Origin of the sequence: Zarconia navalis LEGE 11467, assembly GCF_015207075.1 — a bacterium.
Lineage (GTDB): Bacteria > Cyanobacteriota > Cyanobacteriia > Cyanobacteriales > Geitlerinemataceae > Zarconia > Zarconia navalis.
On sequence record NZ_JADEXN010000326.1, the window covers coordinates 1 to 6,185 of the forward strand.

Below are 6,185 nucleotides of genomic sequence, written 5' to 3' on the forward strand. Positions count from 1 at the left end.
TCTCTTATCGGCGATGACAATGCCAATACCCTCGATGCCACAGGCGAAACCCAAAGCTTGATTATCGCCCAAGCGGGAGACGACAACCTCTTGGGGAGTCCCGGAAACGATCGCCTCTTCGCCAACCAGGGACGAGATTTCATCAACGCCGGAACTGGAGACGATACCGTACGTGCCGGAAAAGATAACGATGCCGTTCTCGGTGGCGATGGCAACGATGTCATTTCCGGCGGATTGGGCAACGATCGCATCAATGCTGGCGATGGCAACGATCTAGTTTTCGGCAACGCTGGAATTGAATATATCGATGCTGGATTGGGCAACGATCTAGTTTTCGGCGGACAAGGGAACGACGGCATCAATGGTGGCGATGGCGATGACGTACTGCTAGGTGAACTGGGTAACGATTGTCTTCACGGGTTTAGCGGTAACGATCTCCTGTTTGGAAATGGGGGAGACGATGTGCTGCTAGGAAGTTTGGGAAGCGATCTCCTTCATGGCGGTGGAGGCAACGATTCTCTTGATGGTGGGTTCCAAAGCGATGTATTGCGGGGAGATTTGGGGGATGATACGTTATCTGGCGGTGAAGGAGGCGATCGCTTCGATTTGGGTCTCGGCGATGGCAGCGATATCGTCACCGATTTTGAAGATGGGGTAGATATTATCGGTTTGCAAGAGGGGTTAACGTTTGCCCAACTCACGATTTCTCAACTGGGAGGCAATACGCAAATTCGCATTGGTGATGAGGTGTTGGTATCGCTTTTGAATATCAATGCCACAGCGATCGACATTGAGGACTTTGCCGTAGTGTAACCGGATGGGGGCGATCGCCCCCATTCCGAGCAAATTAGAGAATGGGGAAGATCGACTTTGAGGAACTTTCGAGGAACCTTCACAGTTGCATGATTTCGTCAAACTGGTATAACATCCAAAACCTAGCCCTTCTCTTCCCCGATCGAAATGACCCGAGCGTACGAGTTATTCCTCCAAGGCGGTCCGGTGATGTGGCCGTTGTTAGGACTATCAGTTCTCACCTTAACCCGCGCCATCGAACGAGCGGGGTTCTGGATCCATTTGCTCGGGCGCGAACACCAAATCGTCAGCCACGTTTTGGATGCGGCTCGCTACGATTGGGGTAAAGCGGCGGCGATCGCCCGACAAGCAGAGTCTCTACCCATCGGTCGCTTTTTGCTCGCCCCCCTGCAACTGCAACATCCCAATCCGGAAACCTTCCATTTGGCGATGGAAGCCGCCGCCGACAAAGAATTTATCCAAATGCGCAAGGGCAACCAATTTTTCGAGGCGGTGGTGGGACTGTCGCCACTATTGGGATTGCTCGGAACCGTCATCGGCTTGATTGTCACCTTTGCCGAACTCGATATTGGCAACATCGCCCAAACCAACACATCTCAAGCTCTGGCCGGAATTAGTGCGGCATTGCTGACCACGGCGGCTGGGACGATTGTCGCTATTTTAGCGCTGGGTTTTTGGCGAATTTTCGTTTCTCTGCAAACGCAGCAAATGGATTATTTTTTTACTGTCGGCAACGAACTAGAACTCATTTACCGACAGATTTGGTTCGATGGAGAATAGGAGGTTGGGGGAACTGAGGAAGCTGGGGGAGAGATACGGACAATTAATGAGTCGTTCTTCTCCCCATCCCCGCATACTTCTAGTACTTGACCACAATGATGCGCGACAGGTAGGGGTAGCGCCCCTGTGCGCGTCCCCGGTCGGATGGGGTAACCGGGCGCGGGATTACCCCTACAAAATTACCCGTCATAATTTCTGTGCTGCACTAGTTTTCGTCCCAGGTTAACTCGCCCGATCGATTGAGATAGCCCCATCGCTCGCCGATACGCACCTGGGCGACATCTTCGGAGAAATACCAAATTTCGTCAAACTGAGGCTCGGCAAGGATGCGACCTGCCATATCGATCGCACCCCATTTATCTCCCACTTGGATAGACGCAATACCTTCTAAGAGATACCAAACCGCATCAAATTGGGGTTCGACGGTAATGCGACCGGACGAATCGATCAGACCCCACTTACTGCCCATTCGGATGGAGGAGAGTTCTTCGGAAACGTAGCCGATTTCATCAAATTGGGGTTCGACGGCAATGCGACCGGACGAATCGATCAGACCCCACTTACTGCCCATTCGGATGGAGGAGAGTTCTTCGGAAACGTAGCCGATTTCATCGAATTGAGGTTCGATCGTCAAGCGGCCTGACCTGTCCACAGCTCCCCACTTGCTACCCACGCGTACGGGGGCTACACTGCCCGAAAAGCCCCATGTTTCGTCAAATTGAGGCTCGACGACGATATTGCCTGCCGTATCGATAAATCCCCATTTCGCGCCGATGCGCACCGGAGATACACCGTTGGTAAAGCTCCAAATCTCGTCGAACTGGGGGGCGGCGACGGTTCTTCCCGCTCGATCGATAATCCCCCACTTGGCACCGGTTCTGACGGGAGCGACACCGCTTGAAAAGCTCCAAATTTCGTCAAACTGAGGTTCGATAACGAGATTTCCCGTCGTATCCACAAAACCCCATTTGTAGTCGCGCCGAACACCCGCGAGTCCTTCAGAAAAGTCCCAAACCGCTTCGTATTCCGGTTCGACAACAACATTTCCAGCGCGATCGATAAATCCCCACTGATAGGCTTTTTTGACGGTAATCAGTTCTCCGGAGGGATACCAAATTTCATCAAATTGGGGTTCGACGATGAAGTTGCCCGCTCGATCGATTAAACCCCATTGATAGCCCGCGCGAACGATGGCAATCCCATCGTAAAATCCCCAAGTTTCGTCGAGTTGGGGTTCGATGACGAAGTTACCGGACGGATCGATATATCCCCATAGCCGACCCACTTTCACTGGAGCGAGTCCTTCGTAAAATTCCCAGGCTTCGTCGAATTGGGGTTTGATGACCCACTCACCTGCTTCGTTGGTATAGCCATATTTTCCATCCTCAAAACTGGGAAATAAGCCGATCGATTCATCGATTTGCGCCAGTTTTGATGTGCCGCGTTCCATCGGCTGGGCCGGAGTTGCGCCCAATGCTTTACCTTGCTTATTTTGGAGTGTCTTCGCCCGATTTTCCCCCACGGGCATCTGCTGCTGGGGAGACCGAACCAGAGGCTTTTTCTGGGCGGGATTTGAGGTGGCAGTGGCGGGAGAGAGGGTTCCCAACATCATGAGACCCGCGAAAAAAGCAATCGATCGTTTCATTTTTGGCTTTAGATTAGTTTGATTTGTCAATCATTCGATTCTATTCTTTGAATAGGTACGGCAAGTCGCTATTTTATGCAGTACCTAGGGAAGAGAAATTACATGTTTCTACATTAATCCAAACTTAGGTGTAGAGTAAATTGCTCTTGAGTAATATTCAAGATGCTAGTAAAATAGACGTAAATTTCATGATTTATCACCCATTTTAAGTGAAATATTTTAAAGGGTCATTAACTTCAATCCTAAGCGGCGATTAATCTTTCTTTTTGTTCGTTATGGTACAGTTTAGTATCTGTACCAATGAAAACCAAGTATCCGAAAAGCTCTTCTTTTACAAGCTACAGGATTAACTCGTTCGATTCCGAAAAGATTTTCAAATTCTCCAGCCTGCATTGTGAAAATTGTTCGCACTCAAATATTGACAATAGCTCGTTACAGCAAGAAGCATTAGCAACAGCATCTTTTGAAAAACAAACGCTCGATCGTCTAGCCGATTCGATTCGATCGAACGAAGAGTCAGAGCTGGTTGACTGACAAAAGTTTCGGGAGCCTTGAAATTTCGATAGGTTGGGAGTGGGGGCCTGCTCAATACAATCGGTTGCGGTTGTTGGGCTTCATGCTTCAACCCAATCGACAGGTCTATAGTTTGGTCAGTCAGTCAGGTTGCGGGCCTCAACACACCGACCCAGTAGTGGCTTTGCGTAAGTCCTGTCGATCGCGTTAGAGACATCCGATTGCCCTCGGGATGGATAGGATAGTTGTGCGTAAGTCCCCTTCGAGTCGGTCAACCGCAAACTTGACATCAAACAGGACAAGCCACCATAATAGAAGGCTGGCAATTTCAAATTATGCTCGGATCGGGTACAGCCAAGGCTAGCATTCTCCATCGACGAGACAGCTAGACACCCGTACGGCCACGTTGAGGATTATTGAATGACTTACGCAATTATTGAAACGGGTGGAAAGCAAATTCGGGTCGAACCCGGTCGCTTCTACGATATCGAATTGTTACATGTCGAACCCGACACCAAAGTAACCATCGATAAGGTTTTTTTAGTACAAAATGATGGGGAAGTTCACGTAGGTCAACCCTTCGTTGAAGGTGCAACGGTAGAAGGAACGGTGATGCGTCACTTCCGGGGTCGCAAAATCATCGTCTACAAAATGTTGCCGAAGAAGAAAACCCGCAAAAAGCGGGGACATCGCCAAGAACAAACCCGGTTTATGATTAATTCGATTAATCTCAACGGTTCGGTCTTAGCGTCGGATGCTGATACAACAGAATCAGTCCCCACAGAAGTCGTCCCCGAAGACACCGCCCAAACTGCGGCAGAATAAAAACAGGATCTTGCCTTATTTTCAAATTGATGGTGCTCGTATAGAGTGAATCGAGGAAATTATGGCAAGTCGGGCAAATGCGAACGAATTCAGTTACAAGTCACCGAATCGGAGAATAGAATGGCTCACAAGAAAGGAACGGGTAGCACTCGCAACGGTCGCGACTCTAACGCCCAGCGCCTGGGCGTAAAGCGCTTTGGCGGTGAAGTCGTCAAAGCTGGGAATATTCTCATCCGCCAGCGAGGAACGAAAGTGCATCCGGGAAATAATGTCGGACGCGGTAACGATGATACGCTGTTTGCGACAATCGATGGTATCGTCACCTTCGAGCGCAAGGGCAAAAGCCGTAAAAAAGTAAGCGTTTATCCGGCTTAACGGTTTTTCGCTCGGCAAATTGAGAGGGGATGAGAAGTTTGACTTTTCATCCCCTTTGTCGATCTATCCCGTTCGATAGACGGAATCGGTAAGCCACCAGACCTCAATCGATTTGACTCGAAGGGCTTGGGCGAACCCGAAACCTGTCACCCCATTCCAGACTCACCATTCGATTCGACGGCGCGATACATCAAGCTCAGCGTTGCCCAAAGGTTCACATCCAAAGCAAAAATATCTTTCGGGAGTCCTAAATCTTGAGTGGTGGGAAGGCTCGCTCGGTGTAAATCTTCTAAAATTGCCTGGGCGATGGTTAATGGCTTCGGCAAAACCTGCAAGTTTAGGGTTTTAGACGGGAGCGTTTCCGAGAGAGCGGCGAGGGTGGTCTCAAAGGGGCTATAGCTGCAAATAATTTGAGTTTTGGTCAATCCGCTTAGAGGACTCACTTTCCAAGACTCCGATGGAAAGGGAAGCATGAGGGTTTGACCCGGATCGATCGAGAGGTGTTGTCCTGTTTGGGTGAGACTGGCATTAAGGCTAACCAAATTGAAGGCGATCGCCCGCCCGCTACTATCGAGACCAAATAAGATAAAGTAAACTGGGCGATTGCTGAAGTTTTGCAATCGATACTGAATGCGACCACCGGCAGGTACGGCGACGATCCCACTTTCAACCGGGCGATCGATCGTCGAACTGACCACTGCCGCACTGGAACTAGATTTAGCTCGCCGCGTTTGTTTTTCAAGTAAGATTCGATTTTCCGGTTCCACTAAAGCCAAAGTCACTTTAATTCCCAAACCCGAGGAACCTTCGTTATCGCTCAAACTCAAAAGCTTATCGGCTCGGAGGGTTTCGAGTTGGGGAATGAGGCGATGTACGGCGGTTTTAATTGCCTCATCTCCTTCGCTCAAGCTACTCGGAATCGGCTCGTGTCCGAGGGAATACAAACCGTATCCGCCGCGGTCGGGTAACGTCGGTAAATCGGCATCGGGCATTTGAGCCAAGTTCGCTCGCCGGACTTTGCCAAACAAGCAATCTGCCGGTTCGCCAACGACCGCCGTCGATACGTTGCGAATAGCCGAGAACGCACTGGTGGCATCCACCCGTTCGATTCGTTCTAACGTCGAGTCCAAGGCGACGATCAAGTCTCGCTCTCGAGGGATCGCTCGCACGGCTTCTCGCACCTGTTGTCCGGCTTGGAAATTTGAGTTCTCTGGGGCAGCGATCGCTTGTACTT

At 50.3% G+C, this 6,185-nt stretch carries 5 protein-coding genes and 1 pseudogene; 4 read left to right on the top strand and 2 right to left on the bottom strand.

Features of this window, described 5'->3' with window-relative positions:
* Positions 1–813 (top strand): calcium-binding protein (locus tag IQ235_RS15975; protein ID WP_319592605.1); only part of this gene is annotated, 813 nt, incomplete at its 5' end.
* 147 nt (positions 814–960) lie between these two features.
* Positions 961–1,593 carry a MotA/TolQ/ExbB proton channel family protein gene (locus IQ235_RS15980; RefSeq protein ID WP_264322434.1) on the top strand — a complete coding sequence of 211 codons (633 nt, stop codon included), beginning with the start codon at positions 961–963 and terminating at the stop codon, positions 1,591–1,593.
* 205 nt (positions 1,594–1,798) lie between these two features.
* On the opposite strand, the gene IQ235_RS15985 is transcribed toward IQ235_RS15980, so the two are convergent.
* Positions 1,799–3,238, bottom strand: a complete 1,440-nt coding sequence (locus tag IQ235_RS15985; protein WP_264322435.1) for a WG repeat-containing protein — start codon at positions 3,236–3,238, stop codon at positions 1,799–1,801.
* A gap of 933 nt (positions 3,239–4,171) precedes the next feature.
* On the opposite strand from IQ235_RS15985, the gene rplU reads away from it, so the two are divergent.
* Together rplU and rpmA are read left to right on the top strand one after the other, a co-directional pair.
* Positions 4,172–4,576: a 50S ribosomal protein L21 gene (rplU, locus tag IQ235_RS15990; RefSeq protein WP_264322436.1), complete on the top strand. Its 405-nt coding sequence runs from the start codon at positions 4,172–4,174 to the stop codon at positions 4,574–4,576.
* Positions 4,577–4,696: 120 nt separating this feature from the next.
* Positions 4,697–4,951, top strand: a complete 255-nt coding sequence (gene rpmA, locus IQ235_RS15995; RefSeq protein ID WP_264322437.1) for a 50S ribosomal protein L27 — start codon at positions 4,697–4,699, stop codon at positions 4,949–4,951.
* A 146-nt stretch (positions 4,952–5,097) separates the two neighbouring features.
* Here the strand turns inward: rpmA and IQ235_RS16000 are convergent.
* Positions 5,098–6,185: pseudogene (locus IQ235_RS16000) on the bottom strand (caspase family protein); the annotation flags it as partial.

What these genes read in the sequence shown, in the direction of transcription:
- rpmA (WP_264322437.1), top strand. Translation starts at nt 4,697, where the DNA reads ATGGCTCACAAGAAAGGAACGGGTAGCACTCGCAACGGTCGCGACTCT.
- IQ235_RS15980 (WP_264322434.1), top strand. Translation starts at nt 961, where the DNA reads ATGACCCGAGCGTACGAGTTATTCCTCCAAGGCGGTCCGGTGATGTGG.
- IQ235_RS15985 (WP_264322435.1), bottom strand. Translation starts at nt 3,238, where the DNA reads ATGAAACGATCGATTGCTTTTTTCGCGGGTCTCATGATGTTGGGAACC.
- rplU (WP_264322436.1), top strand. Translation starts at nt 4,172, where the DNA reads ATGACTTACGCAATTATTGAAACGGGTGGAAAGCAAATTCGGGTCGAA.